Here is a 16,876-nt window from a genome sequence, read left to right as displayed (position 1 = left end):
AAGTTAATTTAATATCAACAAAAAAACCTGACAGGTTTCCCTATCAGGTTTTATATTTTTTTTTCGCGATAAACTATCTACCTACTTTGAACGCTCTTTCTTTAGGAAAATAAGCTACTTCAGACAATTCTTCTTCGATACGCAATAACTGATTGTATTTTGCCATACGATCGGAACGGGAAGCCGATCCGGTTTTGATCTGACCGCAATTCAAAGCTACCGCTAAATCAGCAATCGTATTATCCTCTGTTTCTCCGGAACGGTGTGACATTACAGAAGTATACCCTGCATTGTGCGCCATATTAACCGCTGCAATCGTTTCAGTCAATGTACCAATCTGATTTACTTTGATCAAGATAGAGTTTGCAATATTCTGCTCAATTCCCTGAGAAAGACGTTGTACATTAGTCACAAACAAATCGTCTCCTACTAATTGTACTTTGTCACCGATTTTCTCCGTTAGCAATTTCCAACCATTCCAGTCGTCTTCATACATACCGTCTTCGATAGAGATGATTGGGTATTTAGCGCATAATTCAGCTAAATAACTTGCCTGCTCTTCCGACGTTCTGATTTTTCCTGTTTCACCTTCGAATTTTGTGTAATCGTATTTTCCGTTTACGTAGAATTCTGAAGCAGCGCAGTCTAATGCGATCATAATATCATCACCAAAAGTATAACCGGCATTTTCTACTGCTAATTTGATAGAGTCCAAAGCATCTTCAGTACCTCCCGCTAAATTTGGTGCAAAACCTCCTTCATCTCCTACTGCCGTAGAAAGATTTCTGTCGTGTAATACTTTTTTAAGGTTGTGGAAAATTTCCGTACCCATTTGCATTGCATGTGTAAAGTTCTGAGCTTTCACCGGCATAATCATAAATTCCTGAAATGCGATAGGCGCATCTGAGTGTGACCCTCCGTTAATGATATTCATCATCGGAACCGGAAGCGTGTTAGCTGAAACACCACCCACGTAACGGTACAAAGGCATTCCCAATTCGTTAGCAGCCGCTTTTGCCACAGCTAAAGAAACACCAAGAATTGCATTAGCACCCAAATTCGATTTGTTTGGCGTACCGTCCAATTCGATCATCATTTTATCAATTGCATTTTGTTCGAAAACAGAAGTTCCAACCAATTCTGATGCAATAGTAGTATTCACGTTTTCAACCGCTTTGAGAACTCCTTTACCCATGAACGCTTTTCCGCCGTCGCGCAATTCAACCGCTTCATGCTCTCCGGTTGATGCTCCTGAAGGAACTGCAGCTCTTCCTAAGATCCCGTTTTCAGTAATTACATCTACTTCAACAGTTGGATTTCCTCTTGAATCTAATATTTGTCTTGCGTGAACTTTGATAATCATGCTCATAATACTGTCTTTTATTTGATATCGCTTCGGCGAATTATTTTTTACTTTCTTTGATATTGTCTACAAACTGATCGAATAAATAACGGGCGTCGTGCGGTCCCGGGCTGGCTTCAGGGTGATATTGTACCGAGAAAACTGCTTTATTCTTCATGCGCATACCTGCAACGGTACCGTCATTCAGGTGTAAATGCGTGATTTCGAAATCAGGGTGCTTTTCCAATTCTTCTCTGTTAACCGCGAAACCGTGGTTTTGAGAAGTAATTTCACCTCTATTGCTGATCAAGTTCATTACCGGATGATTGATACCGCGGTGACCGTTAAACATTTTATAAGTAGAAATTCCGTTTGCCAAAGCTAACATTTGGTGACCAAGACAAATTCCGAAAATCGGTTTGTCTTCAGCAATAAGTTGTAATGCCACTTGCTGTACCCCTTTCAAAGGTTCCGGATCACCAGGCCCGTTAGAAAGGAAATATCCGTCCGGATTGAATGCTTTTAAATCTTCCAAAGTAGCATTGTACGGGAATACTTTTACATAACAGTCTCTTTCCGCAAGGCATCGTAAGATATTAGTTTTGATTCCTAAGTCTAGGGCCGCCACTTTATAAGTTGCATTTTCATCACCAAAGAAGTAAGGTTCTTTAGTTGAAACTGACGATGCCAATTCCAATCCTTTCATGTTAGGAACGTTGGCTAAAAGTTTTTTTAATTCTTCTACCGGAGTTCCGTCCGTACAGATAACTGCGTTTTGCGCTCCGTTATCACGGATGTAGGCCACTAAGGCTCTTGTATCCACATCGGAAATAGCCACCAGGTTTACTTTTTCGAAGTATTCCATCAAACTTTCTTCTGCATCGGGTCTAGAGTAATTAAAACTGAAGTTTTTACAAACCAAACCTGCAATTTTGATGCTGTCAGAATCGGTTTCATCGGCGTGAACACCGTAGTTTCCAATGTGTGCGTTGGTCGCCACCATAATCTGGCCGAAGTATGACGGGTCAGTAAAGATCTCCTGATATCCAGTCATACCGGTGTTAAAGCATACTTCTCCGAATGTTTTCCCTTCGATACCGATAGATTTTCCGTAGAAAATCGTTCCGTCATTCAACAAAAGAAGTGCTTGATTTCGATTTGAATATTTCATCTCTGTAGTTGTGTTGTAAAAAGTTGTGCAAATTTAGTTCAAATTCTGCCGTTAAAAAAATTTCGTTTAAAAGAAGCCGAAAGTTTTTCATTAGTCCCTTCCCGATAGTTATCGGGAGCGAGCAGATTTTTTTTTCGTCAGACAGGTTTCAGCTTTACCAAACCTGGAGAAGGAAAAAACACAGCGGACAGCGGGAATACAGCAAAAAAGCTGCCCTGAGTCGTGCGTCCTGTAATCTTTCCCAATAAGGACAGGGCAAAAAAAAAGGACAAACTTTAAAAGTTTATCCTTAATTTTTATTGAAAATCAATGTTTCATGATTACTCAGTAGCTTCAGTGTTTTCTGTAGTCTCAGCAGCTGCAGGAGCTTCTGGAGTAGCTTCAGATTTTTTAGCTCTACCACGACGAGTAGTAGCTTTTTTCACCTCTTTCTTACCTCCGTTGTACAATTCATTGAAGTCTACTAATTCGATCATTGCCATATCAGCGTTATCCCCAAGACGGTTTCCTAACTTGATGATACGAGTGTATCCACCTGGACGGTCTCCTACTTTCGCAGCAACTTCTCTGAACAACTCAGTAACTCCGTACTTGTTTCTCAAGTAAGAGAAAACAATACGACGGTTGTGAGTAGTATCTTCTTTTGATTTTGTGATTAGAGGCTCAACAAACTGCTTCAAAGCTTTTGCTTTAGCAACAGTAGTATTGATACGCTTGTGCTCAATTAAAGAACAAGCCATATTTGCAAGCATCGACTTTCTGTGACCAGTTTGTCTGCTTAAATGATTAACTTTTTTTCCGTGTCTCATGACTAAGTTTTTTAACCTTCATCTTGCTTCAATCCACTTGGGAGCGCAAAATATGAAGTAATTTATTCTTTATCTAATTTGTATTTAGCTAAATCCATTCCGAAATTCAAACCTTTAACAGCAACTAATTCGTCTAACTCTGTTAATGATTTTTTACCGAAGTTACGGAACTTCATTAAATCATTTTTGTTGAATGATACTAAATCGCCAAGTGTTTCAACTTCAGCCGCTTTCAAACAATTCAATGCTCTTACAGATAAATCCATATCAACAAGCTTAGTTTTAAGCAATTGTCTCATATGCAATGACTCTTCGTCATAAGATTCAGTTTGAGCAATCTCATCAGCCTCAAGCGTGATTCTTTCATCAGAGAACAACATAAAGTGATGAATCAATGTTTTAGCTGCTTCTGTTAAGGCATCTTTAGGATGAATTGAACCATCAGTGATGATTTCGAAAACCAATTTTTCGTAATCGGTTTTTTGCTCCACACGGAAGTTTTCAATTGAATATTTTACATTCTTTACCGGTGTATAGATAGAGTCTGTAAAAATAGTTCCTATAGCTGCGTTTTGTTTTTTGTTTTCTTCTGCAGGAACATAACCACGTCCTTTTTCGATAGTCAATTCCATGTTAATGGAAATTTTACTGTCAAGGTTGCAGATAACCAATTCAGGATTCAACACCTGGAAACCAGAGATGAATTTTTGGAAATCACCCGCAGTCAACTGATCTTTACCTGTGAAGGAGATAGATACAGATTCGTTATCGATATCCTCAATCTGACGTTTGAAACGTACCTGTTTAAGGTTAAGGATAATTTCCGTAACATCTTCAACTACTCCGGCGATAGTAGAGAACTCATGTTCTACACCTTCTATACGAACTGAAGTAATTGCATATCCTTCCAGAGAAGAAAGCAAAACACGTCTTAATGCGTTACCAATAGTCAATCCATAACCCGGTTCTAAAGGTCTAAATTCAAATTTACCTTCAAAATCGGTTGAATCGATCATGATAACTTTATCGGGCTTCTGAAAATTAAATATTGCCATATTTATTTCGACTGATGTCTAATTATTATTTGTTGTACAACTCTACGATTAACTGCTCTTTAATGTTTTCTGGAATCTGAAGTCTCTGAGGTACAGAAACAAATGTACCTTCTTTAGTATCATTATTCCAAGTAATCCATTCGTAAACAGCGCTAGAATTAGATAACGAACGTTCGATAGCCTCAAGAGACTTTGATTTTTCACGAACTGCAACTTTATCACCTGCTTTCAAGTGGTAAGATGGGATGTTTACAACTTCACCGTTAACAGTGATGTGTCTGTGAGAAACGATTTGACGAGCAGCACGACGAGAAGGAGCAACACCCATTCTGTATACTACGTTATCCAATCTCGCTTCACAAAGTTGTAAAAGGATCTCACCTGTTACTCCTTTAGATGCAGCAGCTTTTTCGAATAAGTTTCTGAATTGTTTTTCTAGAATACCGTAAGTGTACTTCGCTTTTTGCTTTTCCATTAACTGTACTGCGTACTCAGATTTTTTACCTCTCTTTTTGGCTAAACCATGTTGCCCTGGAGGGTAGTTTCTTTTTTCGAAGGCTTTGTCGTCTCCGAAGATTGCTTCGCCGAATTTACGAGCAATTTTTGTTTTTGGACCAGTATATCTTGCCATTGCTAAAAATTAAAAAAGGTAGGGATTATGAATTCAGGTCGCATCCTCCGATAATCTTTTCTCCTACCTTGGTTATACTATAAAATTAAACTCTTCTTCTTTTTGGAGGACGACATCCGTTGTGTGGCATTGGAGTTACATCGATGATTTCAGTAACTTCAATTCCTCCATTATGAATAGATCTGATGGCAGATTCTCTACCATTTCCTGGACCTTTAACGTAAACTTTTACTTTTTTAAGACCAGCTTCTAACGCTACTTTGCTACAATCTTCTGCGGCCATCTGAGCTGCGTATGGAGTGTTCTTTTTAGAACCTCTAAAGCCCATTTTACCAGCTGAAGACCAAGAAATAACTTCACCCTTCTTATTAGTCAAAGAAATGATGATGTTGTTAAAAGTTGCATTAATATGTGCTTCGCCCGTTGATTCAACGATAACTTTACGTTTTTTTGTACTTGCCTTAGCCATACTACTACTTATTATTTAGTTGCTTTTTTCTTGTTAGCAACAGTTTTTCTTTTACCTTTTCTTGTTCTGGAATTGTTCTTAGTTCTTTGTCCTCTTAACGGAAGACCAGCTCTGTGACGAATTCCTCTGTAACATCCGATATCCATTAAACGTTTGATGTTTAATGAAATTTCAGAACGTAACTCACCTTCAATTTTGAAATAGGAAACCGCCTCACGGATCGCTCCGATTTCGTCGTCATTCCAATCCTGAACTTTTTTATCTTCGCTAACGTTAGCTTTTTCTAAGATCTCTTTAGCTCTGCTGCTTCCAATTCCGAAGATATAGGTAAGAGCAATAACTCCTCTTTTGTTTTTAGGTATGTCTACCCCTGCTATTCTTGCCATAATTATCCTTGTCTTTGTTTAAATCTAGGATTCTTTTTGTTTATAACGTATAATCTTCCTTTTCTACGCACGATAATGCACTCGGCACTTCTTTTTTTAACTGATGCTCTTACTTTCATTTTAATAGCCTTTAGTATCTATAAGTAATTCTTGCTTTTGACAAATCATAAGGGCTCATCTCCAACTTCACCTTATCACCAGGTAATAATTTGATGTAATGCATACGCATTTTACCTGAAATATGAGCAATTACAATATGTCCATTTTCTAATTCTACACGGAACATCGCATTTGACAATGCTTCAATGATCGATCCGTCTTGTTCTATTGCTGATTGTTTTGCCATAAAAATTAAGCTACTGCTTTTCTATTTTTACCACTTTTCATCAATCCGTCATAATGCCTATTCAATAAATAAGAGTTTATTTGCTGAATAGTATCAATTGCAACTCCCACCATAATTAATAATGATGTTCCGCCATAAAACATAGCCCATCCTTGTTGAACACCGATCAAACTTACCGCGATAGCTGGGAACACAGCAATCAAAGCAAGGAATAACGAGCCCGGGAAGGTTAGTAATGACATTATTTTATCAAGATAATCACCTGTTTCCACACCTGGTTTGATACCCGGAATAAAACCGCCGCTACGCTTTAAATCGTCAGCCATTTTATTGGTAGGTACCGTAATCGCGGTGTAAAAGTAAGTAAAAATTATGATTAACAAAGCAAAAACTAAATTATACTGCCATCCAAAGATATTTTGGAAGCTGGTAGTAATAGTCTGAGCGGCATCTGATGTAGATAAACCAGCCACTGCAGCAGGAATAAACATGATTGCCTGCGCAAAGATAATCGGCATAACTCCGGAAGCATTTAGCTTTAACGGAATCCATTGTCTGTTACCTCCCATAGCGTCTTGCTCGAAATCGCCAGTTGTCGTACGTCTTGCATACTGAACCGGAATCTTTCTAACAGCCATAGTCAATAATATACAGGCAATAATGATCAATAACCAGATAATTACCTCAAGAACGATTAACATTGGTCCTCCGTTATTCTCAGAAACACGTGAAGAGAATTCCTGGATGAATGCCTGCGGCAAACGAGCCAAGATCCCTACCATGATCAATAACGAAATTCCGTTTCCAATTCCCTTATCAGTGATTTTTTCTCCCAACCACATTGCAAATATTGTCCCTGTTGTCAAAATGATAACAGAAGAGAAGATGAATGAGAATGAGTTAAATCCTAATAAGAAAGCATCTGCCGGTAATTGCTTGTACAGGTTATAGATATAACCAGGACCTTGCAATAAAGTAATACCGATAGTCAACCATCTTGTGATTTGGTTAATTTTCTTTCTACCACTTTCTCCGTCTTTCTGAAGTTTTTGCAAATAAGGGATAGCGATACCCATTAACTGCACAACGATAGACGCAGAAATATATGGCATGATACCCAATGCAAATACAGATGCCTGCGAAAACGCACCACCTGTAAATACATTGATTAACCATCCTATACCTTGATCAGTTTGAGTCGATAAATTTTGCAATTTAGTAGCATCAATACCTGGCAATGTTACTTGTGCACCAAAACGGTACACAACTAACATTCCTAAAGTAATTAAAATTTTATTTTTTAATTCTTCGATTTTCCAAACATTGACAAACGATTCTATAAACTTCTTCATCGTGGTATATTAGTTTATAAAGTTACAGCTTCTCCACCTGCAGCCTCGATAGCCGCTTTTGCAGTCGCAGTAAATTTGTGAGCAGTTACTTTTAATTTTGTTTTAAGCTCTCCTCCTCCTAATATCTTTACAAGCTCATTTTTGGTTGCCAAACGGTTTTCAACCAATACTGCGAAATCTACAGTATCAGTAACAATTCCATTATCAACAAGCAACTGTAAAGCAGAAAGATTTACACCTTGATAAGCTACACGGTTGATGTTTTTGAAACCAAACTTAGGTACACGTCTCTGAAGCGGCATCTGACCTCCTTCAAATCCAATCTTTTTAGAATAACCAGAACGAGATTTTGCTCCTTTGTGACCACGTGCAGCAGTACCACCTTTTCCAGAACCTTCTCCTCTACCTAATCTTTTATTCTGATTGTGAGTTGACCCTTCAGCCGGTTGTAAGTTACTTAAATTCATAACTATTAATGTTATTTAGTTTCTTCAACAGAAACCAAGTGTTTAACTTTATTTACCATTCCAAGGATAGCAGAATTTGCATCATGCTCCACAACTTGTCCTAATCTTTTAAGACCTAAAGCCTCAAGTGTTCTCTTTTGAGTAAGAGGACAGTTGATCTGACTTTTTACTTGTTTTACTAATATTTTTGCCATAATTTCCTTGAATTAACCTTTGAATACTTTTTCTAAAGACACTCCTCTTTGTTTTGCAACAGTGTAAGCGCTTCTCATTTGCAATAAAGCATCAAAAGTAGCTTTAACAACATTGTGAGGGTTTGAAGAACCTTGAGATTTCGACAATACGTCGTGAATACCTACAGACTCCAATACTGAACGAACTGCACCACCGGCAATTACTCCAGTACCATGAGAAGCTGGCATTAATAATACTCTTGCTCCACCAAATTTACCTTTTTGTTCGTGAGGTACAGACTGACCACTTAAAGGAATTCTCACAAGATTTTTCTTAGCATCTTCTACTGCTTTTGCAATAGCCTCAGAAACATCTTTAGATTTTCCTAAACCGTGACCAACTACACCGTTTTCATCACCTACCACTACAATAGCGGAGAAACCGAAAGCTCTACCCCCTTTTGTAACTTTAGTAACACGATTCACACTTACCAAACGATCTTTTAACTCAAGACCACTAGGTTTTACCAGTTCTACGTTTTTATAATTATGATACATAATTCTTAGAATTTAAGTCCGGCTTCTCTAGCGCCTTCAGCTAATGATTTAACACGTCCGTGGTATAAATTTCCACCTCTGTCAAAAGTGATGGTATCGATACCCGCTTTTAAAGCCTTCTCCGCGATCAATTTTCCAACTGATGCAGCCGTTTCTATTTTAGTTCCTTTAGTAACACCAGCTTCTCTTGAAGAGGCAGCAGCTAAAGTTACACCGTTTACGTCATCTATGATTTGAGCATAGATTTCCTTGTTACTTCTGAATACAGCCAAACGAGGTTTCGCAGCCGTTCCGCTAACGATCTTTCTGATTCTGTACTGTATTCTCTGTCTTCTATCCGATTTTGTTAATGACATAGTCTTAGTTTTTAAGCTGATTTACCTGCTTTTCTTCTTAATACTTCACCTACAAACTTAACTCCTTTTCCTTTGTACGGCTCTGGCTTACGGAAACCTCTGATTTTCGCAGCTACCTGACCTAAAAGTTGTTTGTCGTGTGAAGCTAGTTTAATGATTGGGTTTTTACCTTTCTCAGAAACTGTTTCTACTTTAACTTCCGGAACTACTTCAAGAACGATGTTGTGAGAAAAACCTAAAGCGATATCCAATTTTTGACCTTGGTTAGCTGCTCTATAACCTACTCCCACTAATTCTAATTCTTTAGTGAAACCTTCGGATACACCAACAATCATGTTGTTGATTAAAGCTCTGTATAAACCGTGTTTAGAGCGCTCAGTTTTGTGATCTGAGAATCTTTCAACGATTACATTTCCTTCTTCAATTTTAACAGAAACATCTGAAAACTCTTGAGAAAGTTGACCTAATTTTCCTTTTACTGTAATTACACCGTCTTTAACCTCTACGGTTACGTCTGCTGGAATTGCAACTGGACTTTTACCTATTCTTGACATTGTTGAATCTTTTTATTAGTATACGTAACAAATAACTTCTCCACCAACATTCAATTGCTTCGCCTGTTTCCCGGTCATTAAACCTTTTGAAGTAGAAACGATAGCAATACCTAAACCATTCAAGATTCTAGGTAGTTTAGCGGCACCCGCGTACTTACGTAAACCTGGTTTACTAATTCTTTGGATATCTTTAATTACAGACTCTTTAGTGTCTTTGTCATACTTAAGAGCGATTTTGATAGTACCTTGAACTGTACTGTCATCGAATTTGTAACTTAAGATATATCCTTGGTCGAATAAAATCTTAGTGATTTCCTTTTTCAAATTAGAAGCAGGGATTTCTACCACTTTGTGGTTAGCACGCACTGCATTTCTGATTCTTGTCAAAAAATCTGCAATAGGATCTGTATACATATGTATAAAATTGCGATTGTGGTTTTCGATAGGCACTCGCCTATCGAACCTACAATCAATTAAAATTATTTTTCAGTTCGCAAAAGTAATAACTTATTGCGATATTACCAAGAAGCTTTTTTAACCCCTGGAATCAATCCATTATTAGCCATTTCACGGAAAGTAACACGTGAAATACCGAATTGACGCATGTACCCTCTTGGTCTTCCAGTCAATTTACAACGGTTGTGTAAACGTACAGGAGAAGCATTTTTTGGTAATTTCTGTAACGCTTCATAGTCTCCAGCTTCTAATAAAGCTTTTCTCTTTTCAGCATACTTTTCAACCAACGCTTGTCTTTTCACCTCGCGGGCTTTCATTGATTCTTTAGCCATAACTTAATTCTTTTTAAAAGGTAAACCTAATTGTGCTAATAATGACTTCGCTTCTTTATCGGTATTTGCAGAAGTTACAAAAGTAATATCGAAACCAGAAATTTTGTTTACTTTATCAATATCAATTTCAGGGAAAATGATTTGCTCAAGTACACCTAAGTTGTAGTTTCCTCTTCCGTCAAAACCTGTAGCTTTGATACCACCGAAATCTCTTACACGTGGTAAAGCAGAAGTAATCAAACGATCCAAGAACTCATACATTCTCTCTCCACGTAAAGTTACTTTAGCTCCGATCGGCATACCTTTTCTCAATTTGAAAGACGCAACGTCTTTCTTAGAGATAGTAGCAATAGCTTTCTGACCAGTAATTTTTGTTAACTCTTCTACTGCGTGATCAACTAATTTCTTATCTGAAACAGCAGCACCAACACCACGGCTAATAACGATTTTCTCAAGTTTAGGAACCTGCATAACGTTTTTGTAACCGTACTCCTCTGTAAGAGCAGCAATAACTCTGCTCTTATATTCTTCTTTTAGTCTAGGTATATAAGTCATGACTATAATACTTGATTAGATTTTTTAGAAATTCTCACTTTCTTATCTCCTTCAACTTTAACTCCCACTTTAGTCGCTGACTTAGTTTTAGGATCAATTAAAGCGATGTTAGAAATATGAATAGGAGCTTCTTTTTTAACGATACCACCTTGAGGGTTTTTAGCACTTGGTTTTGTATGTTTAGAAACCATGTTTACACCTTCAACTACCGCCTTATTTTTCTCGCGAAGAACACGTAAAACTTTACCTTCAGCACCTTTATGGTCACCTGCGATAACTTTTACCACGTCTCCAGATTTAATTTTTAGCTTTATCATTGTCTAAACGAATTAAAGCACTTCTGGTGCTAATGATACAATTTTCATGAATTGTTTTTCACGAAGTTCTCTTGCTACAGGACCAAAAACACGAGTTCCTCTCATTTCACCAGCAGCATTCAACAATACGCAAGCGTTATCGTCGAATCTGATGTATGAACCATCGGCTCTTCTCACTTCTTTTTTGGTACGTACAACAACTGCAGTTGAAACAGCACCTTTCTTAACGTTTCCGTTTGGTGTTGCATCTTTAATAGAAACTACAATTTTATCTCCCACAGAGGCATAACGACGTTTCGTTCCTCCTAAAACACGGATAGTTAAAACTTCTTTAGCTCCCGTGTTATCTGCTACTTTTAATCTCGATTCCTGTTGTACCATAATTACTTCGCTCTTTCAATGATTTCAACTAATCTCCAACATTTTGATTTAGATAAAGGTCTTGTTTCCATGATCTTTACTGTATCACCGATGTTGCAATCGTTTGTTTCGTCGTGCGCAACGTATTTTTTAGTTTTTAACACGAACTTACCGTATAACGGGTGTTTTACTCTTCTAGTTTCAGAAACAACAATAGATTTCTCCATTTTGTTGCTAGTAACCACACCAATTCTTTCTTTTCTTAAATTTCTTTTTTCCATCTTTCAGAAGAATACAATTATAGTAACTCTCTTTTAGTTAACTCAGTCGCTACTCTTGCAATTGATCTTCTTACAGCTCTTAACTGTAATGGGTTTTCAATTGGAGAAATCGCGTGAGCGTTTTTTAGGTCGGCATATGTCTTTTTTAACTGACTAAGTTGCCCTTGTAACTCAGCTGCAGATAGATTTTTAATTTCTGATTGTTTCATAATAAAATTGATTATGCTTCGAAATCTCTAGCAACGATAAACTTAGTTTTTACAGGCATTTTCTGTGCTGCAAGACGCAAAGCTTCTTTAGCTACTGCGATAGGCACACCACCTACTTCAAACATAATTCTACCTGGTTTAACAACTGCAGCCCAGTATTCAACTGCACCTTTACCTTTACCCATACGTACTTCAAGCGGTTTCTTGGTGATAGGTTTGTCCGGGAAAATTTTAATCCATAATTGACCTTCTCTCTTCATGTAACGAGTTGCAGCGATACGTGCAGCTTCGATTTGACGCGAAGTAATGAATGAATAATCTAAAGATTTAATACCAAACATTCCGTTTGAAAGCTCGTGACCTCTTTGAGATACGCCTTTCATTTTACCTTTCTGTACCTTACGGTATTTTGTTCTTTTAGGCTGTAACATTTTTCTTTAGTTTAAATAATTACTTTCTTTTGCGTTGGTTTGGTTTACCATTCCCTTTAGAAGAGTTTGAAGATCCTGAAGGTTTAGACTGTTTTTTGTCCATACCTACTAACGGAGAAAGATCTCTTTTTCCGTAAACTTCACCTTTCATGATCCACACTTTGATACCCATTCTACCGTAAGTAGTATGCGCTTCACCTAGTGAGTAATCGATGTCAGCTCTGAAAGTTGATAGAGGAATACGTCCTTCTTTGAACATTTCTGAACGTGCCATTTCAGCACCGTTCAAACGACCGGAAATCATAACTTTGATACCTTCTGCGTTCATACGCATTGCAGCAGCAATAGCCATTTTAATTGCACGTCTGTAAGAAATACGACTTTCAATCTGACGAGCGATACTTGTAGCTACTAAATAAGCGTCAAGTTCAGGTCTTTTGATTTCAAAGATGTTAATTTGAACCTCTTTGTCAGTAATTTTCTTAAGTTCTTCTTTTAACTTGTCTACCTCTTGACCACCTTTTCCGATAATGATACCAGGTCTAGCAGTAGTGATAGTAACGGTTACAAGTTTTAAAGTTCTCTCGATGATTACTTTAGAAACACTAGCTTTTGATAAACGAGCATGGATATACTTACGGATTTTAGCATCTTCTGCTAATTTATCACCGTAGTCATTTCCACCGTACCAGTTTGAGTCCCATCCTCTGATGATCCCAAGGCGATTTCCGATTGGATTTGTCTTTTGTCCCATACTGCTTATTAATTGCTTTGTGTGTTATTATTATCTCCAAGCACGATTGTTACGTGGTTAGAACGTTTTCTGATTCTGTGTGCACGACCTTGTGGCGCAGGACGAAGTCTTTTCAACATCATACCACCGTCAACAGTGATCGTTTTAACAAATAAACCTGCTTCTTCCATGTTAGAATCTGCATTCTTAGCTTGCCAGTTAGCAATTGCTGATAACAACAATTTCTCTAATTTGCGAGAAGCTTCTTTAGAACTGAATCTTAAGATGTTAAGTGCTTTTTCCACTTTCTGACCTCTTACTAAATCTGCAACTAAGCGCATTTTTCTAGGTGAAGTAGGGCAGTTATTCAATTTTGCAAAAGCAATAGACTTATTAGCCTCTTTTCTTGCATCAGCTGTTTCTCTTTTACGAACTCCCATAGCTTCTTATTTTTTACCTTTATTTTTTGCACCCGCGTGACCTCTAAAAGATCTTGTTGGTGAAAATTCTCCTAATTTATGACCTACCATGTTTTCTGTTACGTAAACAGGTACAAATTGACGACCATTGTGAACTGCGATAGTTTGTCCAACGAAATCCGGAGTAATCATTGAAGCTCTAGACCAAGTCTTAACAACTCCTTTATTACCTTTTTCGATATTTTCCTGAACTTTTTTCTCTAACTTAAAGTGAACAAAAGGTCCTTTTTTTAATGAACGTGCCATATCTACTTATTATTTCTTTCTACGTTCTACGATATACTTATTACTCGGGTTAACTTTAGAACGAGTTCTATAGCCTTTAGCAGGTAAACCTTTTCTTGAACGTGGGTGACCTCCAGAAGAACGTCCTTCACCACCTCCCATTGGGTGATCAACAGGGTTCATTGCTACCGGTCTTGTTCTTGGTCTTCTACCTAACCATCTAGATCTACCAGCTTTACCTGATACAACTAATTGGTGATCTGAGTTAGAAACTGCTCCAATTGTAGCCGAACAAGTCAACAAGATCAATCTTGTCTCCCCTGAAGGCATTTTGATTGTAGCATATTTTCCGTCTCTTGCCATTAACTGAGCGAAAGTTCCAGCTGAACGAGCGATTACCGCACCTTGACCTGGTCTTAATTCGATACAAGAAATAACAGTACCTAGAGGAATTTTGCTTAATGGTAAAGTGTTACCAATTTCCGGAGCCGATTCTGGACCAGAAACTACAGTTTGTCCTACTTGTAATCCGTTTTGAGCGATGATATACGTTTTAGCACCATCTGCATAGTGTAATAACGAAATAAATGCTGAACGGTTTGGATCGTACTCGATTGTTTTAACTGTAGCAGGAACCCCTACTTTAGTTCTTTTAAAATCAACAAGACGATACTTTTGTTTGTGACCACCACCTGTGTAGCGCATGGTCATCTTTCCTTGACTATTTCTACCTCCAGAGTTTTTTTTCGGTGCGATCAAAGAACGCTCCGGCTTATCAGTTGTAATAGTGTCAAAGCTATTAACAACTCTAAAACGCTGACCCGGGGTAATAGGTTTTAATTTTCTAACTGACATTTTCTATTAGATATTATTATAAAAATCTATTGTTTCTCCTTCTTGTACTTGAACTACTGCTTTTTTGTAAGCATTAGTCTTTCCGCTGATTAAACCACTCTTAGTGTATTTAACCGATCTATCAGCTCTGTAATTCATTGTGTTTACAGCAACTACATTCACACCAAAAGCAGCCTCAACAGCATTTTTGATCTGAATTTTGTTTGCAGTTTTAGCAACAACGAAACCAAAGCGGTTGAAAGTTTCTCCCTCTTTGGTAATTTTTTCAGTAATGATAGGTTTAATTATGATACTCATAGCCTATTATTTGCTTAAATTTTCTTCAATTCCTTCTAAAGATCCCTCTAAAAGCACCAAATTATTAGCATTTAAAATAGCGTAAGTACTTAATTCAGAGGTAGTTACAACATTAGACGCTTTTAAATTTCGAGATGACAAATATACATTTTTATTTGAATCACCCAATACGAATAGAGATTTTTTGTTTTCTAACCCTAAAGCTTTCAAGATGTTAATGAAATTTTTAGTGTTTGGAGTTTCAAAAGTAAAGTCTTCAAGAACTACTAAATTCGACTCTTTCATTTTGATAGAGAAAGCAGATTTTCTAGCTAATCTCTTTAAAGTTTTGTTCAATTTGAAAGAATAACTTCTTGGTCTTGGACCGAAAACTGTACCTCCACCTTTAAACAAAGGGTTTTTCACAGATCCTGCACGAGCAGTACCAGTTCCTTTTTGTTTTTTGATCTTGCGGGTACTTCCGGTTACTTCAGCTCTTTCTTTAGCTTTGTGAGTACCTTGTCTTTGATTAGCTAAATATTGCTTAACATCAAGATAAACCGCATGATTGTTTGGCTCAATTGCGAATACTGAATCAGAAAGTTGAACTTTTCTTCCAGTATCTTTTCCGTTGATATCTAATACTTTTACTTCCATTACTTCTGAATGATTACGTAAGAGTTTTTGTGTCCCGGAATAGCTCCTTTAACAACAAGTAGGTTCTTTTCAGCAACTACTTTTAAAACTCTAAGGTTCTGAACTGTTACATTTTCTCCTCCCATTCTTCCAGCCATACGCATTCCTTTGAATACTCTTGACGGATAAGATGAAGCTCCAACAGATCCTGGCGCTCTTAAACGGTTGTGCTGACCATGAGTAGCTTGTCCAACCCCACCAAAACCGTGACGTTTAACAACCCCTTGGAAACCTTTACCTTTAGATACACCTTGTACATCTACAAACTCTCCTTCTGCAAAAACTTCTACAGTGATCAAATCACCTAATTTGTGCTCAGTTGCAAAATCTTGAAATTCAACGACTTTTCTTTTAGCAGAAGTACCAGCTTTTTTAAAGTGACCTAAGTCCGCCTTAGTAGCATGTTTTTCTGACTTGTCATCGAAACCAAGTTGCAACGCTTCATACCCGTCAACCTCGTTGGTTCTGACTTGGGTAACGACACATGGACCAGCCTCAATTACAGTACAAGGAATGTTTTTCCCGTTCTCATCGAAGATACTAGTCATGCCGATTTTTTTTCCAATTAACCCAGACATATAAAACTAATTATTAATTACTTATTAAATTATTTTGTTTTTTGAGTGCGCAAAAGTAAGCATTAAGTTTTGAATTACAAAACTTAATGCTTAATTACTTTTAAATGCGGTACTTATACTTTGATTTCTACTTCAACACCACTTGGCAACTCTAATTTCATTAGAGCGTCGATAGTTTTTGAAGAGGAAGAATAGATATCTAATAATCTTTTGTATGAACTTACCTCAAATTGCTCTCTTGATTTTTTGTTTACGTGCGGAGAACGCAATACAGTGAAAATCTTTTTGTGCGTTGGTAAAGGAATTGGCCCTGTTACTACTGCACCTGTGCTTTTTACAGTTTTTACAATCTTCTCAGCTGATTTATCAACCAACATGTGATCGTAAGATTTTAATTTTATTCTGATTTTTTGACTCATTTTCT

The 16,876-nt window shown here is 37.4% G+C and carries 31 protein-coding genes; all 31 read right to left on the bottom strand.

The genetic code is table 11. From position 1 onward, the window contains the following. Window positions 1-73: 73 nt before the first annotated feature. The 31 genes from eno to rpsJ all read right to left on the bottom strand — a co-directional run bounded on the left by eno (window position 74) and on the right by rpsJ (window position 16,871). On the bottom strand, window positions 74-1,369 hold the full coding sequence (gene eno / locus AC3E9U_RS10285; protein WP_488746819.1) for a phosphopyruvate hydratase: 1,296 nt from the start codon (window positions 1,367-1,369) through the stop codon (window positions 74-76). A 34-nt stretch (window positions 1,370-1,403) separates the two neighbouring features. Then, a complete protein-coding gene (carA, locus tag AC3E9U_RS10280) occupies window positions 1,404-2,513 on the bottom strand; it encodes a glutamine-hydrolyzing carbamoyl-phosphate synthase small subunit (RefSeq protein ID WP_488746818.1) in 1,110 nt (369 codons plus the stop codon). Window positions 2,514-2,833: 320 nt separating this feature from the next. After that, complete coding sequence (gene rplQ, locus AC3E9U_RS10275; protein ID WP_488746817.1) at window positions 2,834-3,322, bottom strand: 50S ribosomal protein L17; 489 nt, start codon at window positions 3,320-3,322, stop codon at window positions 2,834-2,836. A gap of 62 nt (window positions 3,323-3,384) precedes the next feature. Then, window positions 3,385-4,377, bottom strand: a complete 993-nt coding sequence (locus AC3E9U_RS10270; protein ID WP_325201599.1) for a DNA-directed RNA polymerase subunit alpha — start codon at window positions 4,375-4,377, stop codon at window positions 3,385-3,387. Between the two features lie 25 nt (window positions 4,378-4,402). Then, window positions 4,403-5,008: a 30S ribosomal protein S4 gene (gene rpsD, locus AC3E9U_RS10265; RefSeq protein WP_488746816.1), complete on the bottom strand. Its 606-nt coding sequence runs from the start codon at window positions 5,006-5,008 to the stop codon at window positions 4,403-4,405. A gap of 85 nt (window positions 5,009-5,093) precedes the next feature. Beyond that, window positions 5,094-5,477 carry a 30S ribosomal protein S11 gene (gene rpsK / locus AC3E9U_RS10260; RefSeq protein WP_023574076.1) on the bottom strand — a complete coding sequence of 128 codons (384 nt, stop codon included), beginning with the start codon at window positions 5,475-5,477 and terminating at the stop codon, window positions 5,094-5,096. An 11-nt stretch (window positions 5,478-5,488) separates the two neighbouring features. Then, window positions 5,489-5,863: a 30S ribosomal protein S13 gene (gene rpsM, locus AC3E9U_RS10255; protein WP_488746815.1), complete on the bottom strand. Its 375-nt coding sequence runs from the start codon at window positions 5,861-5,863 to the stop codon at window positions 5,489-5,491. A 2-nt stretch (window positions 5,864-5,865) separates the two neighbouring features. Then, on the bottom strand, window positions 5,866-5,982 hold the full coding sequence (gene ykgO, locus AC3E9U_RS10250; protein WP_002987490.1) for a type B 50S ribosomal protein L36: 117 nt from the start codon (window positions 5,980-5,982) through the stop codon (window positions 5,866-5,868). A gap of 11 nt (window positions 5,983-5,993) precedes the next feature. Further along, entirely contained in the window at window positions 5,994-6,209 is a 216-nt protein-coding gene (gene infA / locus AC3E9U_RS10245; protein WP_007136545.1) for a translation initiation factor IF-1, read from the bottom strand. Window positions 6,210-6,214: 5 nt separating this feature from the next. After that, window positions 6,215-7,561 carry a preprotein translocase subunit SecY gene (gene secY, locus AC3E9U_RS10240; protein WP_488746814.1) on the bottom strand — a complete coding sequence of 449 codons (1,347 nt, stop codon included), beginning with the start codon at window positions 7,559-7,561 and terminating at the stop codon, window positions 6,215-6,217. Between the two features lie 14 nt (window positions 7,562-7,575). Beyond that, complete coding sequence (rplO, locus tag AC3E9U_RS10235) at window positions 7,576-8,028, bottom strand: 50S ribosomal protein L15 (RefSeq protein ID WP_023570327.1); 453 nt, start codon at window positions 8,026-8,028, stop codon at window positions 7,576-7,578. An 11-nt stretch (window positions 8,029-8,039) separates the two neighbouring features. Next, a complete protein-coding gene (gene rpmD / locus AC3E9U_RS10230; RefSeq protein WP_026981373.1) occupies window positions 8,040-8,222 on the bottom strand; it encodes a 50S ribosomal protein L30 in 183 nt (60 codons plus the stop codon). A gap of 12 nt (window positions 8,223-8,234) precedes the next feature. After that, on the bottom strand, window positions 8,235-8,759 hold the full coding sequence (rpsE, locus tag AC3E9U_RS10225) for a 30S ribosomal protein S5 (protein WP_488746813.1): 525 nt from the start codon (window positions 8,757-8,759) through the stop codon (window positions 8,235-8,237). A gap of 5 nt (window positions 8,760-8,764) precedes the next feature. Next, window positions 8,765-9,115 (bottom strand): 50S ribosomal protein L18, encoded by a 351-nt coding sequence (gene rplR, locus AC3E9U_RS10220; protein ID WP_488746812.1) that lies wholly within the window; start codon window positions 9,113-9,115, stop codon window positions 8,765-8,767. An 11-nt stretch (window positions 9,116-9,126) separates the two neighbouring features. Further along, the gene (gene rplF, locus AC3E9U_RS10215) at window positions 9,127-9,669 is read right to left on the bottom strand and encodes a 50S ribosomal protein L6 (RefSeq protein WP_488746811.1); all 543 of its coding nucleotides are present in this window, start codon (window positions 9,667-9,669) and stop codon (window positions 9,127-9,129) included. A gap of 15 nt (window positions 9,670-9,684) precedes the next feature. Then, a complete protein-coding gene (gene rpsH / locus AC3E9U_RS10210) occupies window positions 9,685-10,083 on the bottom strand; it encodes a 30S ribosomal protein S8 (RefSeq protein WP_035629579.1) in 399 nt (132 codons plus the stop codon). A 104-nt stretch (window positions 10,084-10,187) separates the two neighbouring features. Continuing rightward, a complete protein-coding gene (gene rpsN / locus AC3E9U_RS10205; protein ID WP_488746810.1) occupies window positions 10,188-10,457 on the bottom strand; it encodes a 30S ribosomal protein S14 in 270 nt (89 codons plus the stop codon). Between the two features lie 3 nt (window positions 10,458-10,460). Then, window positions 10,461-11,012 (bottom strand): 50S ribosomal protein L5, encoded by a 552-nt coding sequence (rplE, locus tag AC3E9U_RS10200; RefSeq protein ID WP_488746809.1) that lies wholly within the window; start codon window positions 11,010-11,012, stop codon window positions 10,461-10,463. 2 nt (window positions 11,013-11,014) lie between these two features. Then, window positions 11,015-11,329, bottom strand: a complete 315-nt coding sequence (gene rplX / locus AC3E9U_RS10195) for a 50S ribosomal protein L24 (RefSeq protein ID WP_023574065.1) — start codon at window positions 11,327-11,329, stop codon at window positions 11,015-11,017. Between the two features lie 12 nt (window positions 11,330-11,341). Continuing rightward, window positions 11,342-11,710, bottom strand: coding sequence for a 50S ribosomal protein L14 (gene rplN / locus AC3E9U_RS10190; protein WP_007803649.1), 369 nt, complete (start codon window positions 11,708-11,710; stop codon window positions 11,342-11,344). Between the two features lie 2 nt (window positions 11,711-11,712). Next, on the bottom strand, window positions 11,713-11,970 hold the full coding sequence (gene rpsQ, locus AC3E9U_RS10185; RefSeq protein ID WP_023570336.1) for a 30S ribosomal protein S17: 258 nt from the start codon (window positions 11,968-11,970) through the stop codon (window positions 11,713-11,715). Window positions 11,971-11,987: 17 nt separating this feature from the next. Beyond that, entirely contained in the window at window positions 11,988-12,179 is a 192-nt protein-coding gene (gene rpmC, locus AC3E9U_RS10180) for a 50S ribosomal protein L29 (RefSeq protein ID WP_488746808.1), read from the bottom strand. An 11-nt stretch (window positions 12,180-12,190) separates the two neighbouring features. Next, window positions 12,191-12,610 carry a 50S ribosomal protein L16 gene (gene rplP / locus AC3E9U_RS10175; protein WP_488746807.1) on the bottom strand — a complete coding sequence of 140 codons (420 nt, stop codon included), beginning with the start codon at window positions 12,608-12,610 and terminating at the stop codon, window positions 12,191-12,193. Window positions 12,611-12,629: 19 nt separating this feature from the next. After that, on the bottom strand, window positions 12,630-13,364 hold the full coding sequence (gene rpsC / locus AC3E9U_RS10170) for a 30S ribosomal protein S3 (protein ID WP_488746806.1): 735 nt from the start codon (window positions 13,362-13,364) through the stop codon (window positions 12,630-12,632). 8 nt (window positions 13,365-13,372) lie between these two features. Then, a complete protein-coding gene (rplV, locus tag AC3E9U_RS10165; RefSeq protein WP_488746805.1) occupies window positions 13,373-13,783 on the bottom strand; it encodes a 50S ribosomal protein L22 in 411 nt (136 codons plus the stop codon). A gap of 6 nt (window positions 13,784-13,789) precedes the next feature. Beyond that, window positions 13,790-14,068 (bottom strand): 30S ribosomal protein S19, encoded by a 279-nt coding sequence (rpsS, locus tag AC3E9U_RS10160; protein WP_023570340.1) that lies wholly within the window; start codon window positions 14,066-14,068, stop codon window positions 13,790-13,792. A gap of 9 nt (window positions 14,069-14,077) precedes the next feature. Then, window positions 14,078-14,902, bottom strand: a complete 825-nt coding sequence (gene rplB, locus AC3E9U_RS10155; RefSeq protein WP_023570341.1) for a 50S ribosomal protein L2 — start codon at window positions 14,900-14,902, stop codon at window positions 14,078-14,080. Between the two features lie 6 nt (window positions 14,903-14,908). Beyond that, a complete protein-coding gene (gene rplW / locus AC3E9U_RS10150; RefSeq protein WP_488746804.1) occupies window positions 14,909-15,199 on the bottom strand; it encodes a 50S ribosomal protein L23 in 291 nt (96 codons plus the stop codon). Between the two features lie 6 nt (window positions 15,200-15,205). Beyond that, a complete protein-coding gene (rplD, locus tag AC3E9U_RS10145) occupies window positions 15,206-15,835 on the bottom strand; it encodes a 50S ribosomal protein L4 (RefSeq protein ID WP_488746803.1) in 630 nt (209 codons plus the stop codon). Beyond that, window positions 15,835-16,452 carry a 50S ribosomal protein L3 gene (gene rplC / locus AC3E9U_RS10140; protein WP_488746802.1) on the bottom strand — a complete coding sequence of 206 codons (618 nt, stop codon included), beginning with the start codon at window positions 16,450-16,452 and terminating at the stop codon, window positions 15,835-15,837. Before rplC ends, rplD begins: the two co-directional genes overlap by 1 nt. 113 nt (window positions 16,453-16,565) lie before the next feature. Next, window positions 16,566-16,871: a 30S ribosomal protein S10 gene (rpsJ, locus tag AC3E9U_RS10135; RefSeq protein WP_023579610.1), complete on the bottom strand. Its 306-nt coding sequence runs from the start codon at window positions 16,869-16,871 to the stop codon at window positions 16,566-16,568. Window positions 16,872-16,876 lie beyond the last annotated feature (5 nt).

The organism is Flavobacterium sp. 21.1 (genome assembly GCF_057801535.1).
The sequence above is the reverse complement of the archived record's forward strand: the minus strand, read 5'-3'. Positions and strand labels throughout refer to the sequence as shown.